General features: G+C 45.4%; 1 protein-coding gene. It reads left to right on the plus strand.

Translation table 11 applies throughout. The features are described 5' to 3' along the window. Positions 1–947: KpsF/GutQ family sugar-phosphate isomerase (locus tag R7Q09_RS24480; protein ID WP_318143735.1), on the plus strand; the 947-nt coding region annotated here is incomplete at its 5' end. Positions 948–973 lie beyond the last annotated feature (26 nt).

The raw sequence follows: 973 nt of genomic DNA on the forward strand, positions 1-973 counted from the left end.
CTGCAGCTAAACAAGTTCTTGATATCGAAGTCGCGGCTCTGCAAGAGCTAGACAAATACTTTGATGAGCAGTTTGAACAAGCTTGCGAATTGATCCTTTCCAATAGCGGCAAAGTTGTCGTGATGGGTATGGGCAAATCAGGCCACATTGGCAACAAGATTGCAGCAACGCTTGCCAGCACAGGTACATCAGCGTTTTTCGTTCACCCGGGTGAAGCAGCGCATGGTGACTTGGGTATGATCAGTGCGGGTGACATTGTTATCGCCATTTCTAACTCTGGCGAGTCCCATGAAATCTTGTCTCTCTTCCCTGTTCTAAAGCGTTTAAACATTAAAATCATTAGCATGACGGGCAAGCCAGAATCCAACATGGCAAAACTGGCTGACTTGCACTTGCAAATCACTGTCCCTCAAGAAGCTTGTCCACTTGGCCTTGCACCAACCAGTAGTACCACAGCAACTTTAGTAATGGGCGATGCGCTAGCAGTTGCCCTACTTCAAGCGCGTGGATTCTCAGCAGAAGACTTCGCTCTCTCACATCCTGGTGGTGCTTTAGGAAGAAAATTGCTACTTAAGCTGTCTGATATTATGCACTTCGGAAATGCATTACCGAAAGTGTCTCCAGATGCGTTGATTCGCGATGCACTTTTGGAGATTTCAGAGAAAGGTTTGGGAATGACCGCCATCGTGGACGAGCACGATGCTATGCTTGGTATATTCACCGATGGTGACTTACGCCGCACTTTGGATAAGCGCATTGATATTCATACCACGGCTATTGGTGAAGTCATGACGAAAAATCCAACCACGGCACATCCAGAAATGTTAGCAGTGGAAGGATTGAACTTAATGCAGAACAAAAACATCAACGCACTTATCCTATGCAAAGAAGATAAAATCGTTGGCGCATTAAATATGCATGATTTACTAAAAGCTGGTGTGATGTAATATCGGCAACACGAAACATTCAAACG

The sequence above is a fragment of the Vibrio sp. 2130-1 genome (genome assembly GCF_033339515.1).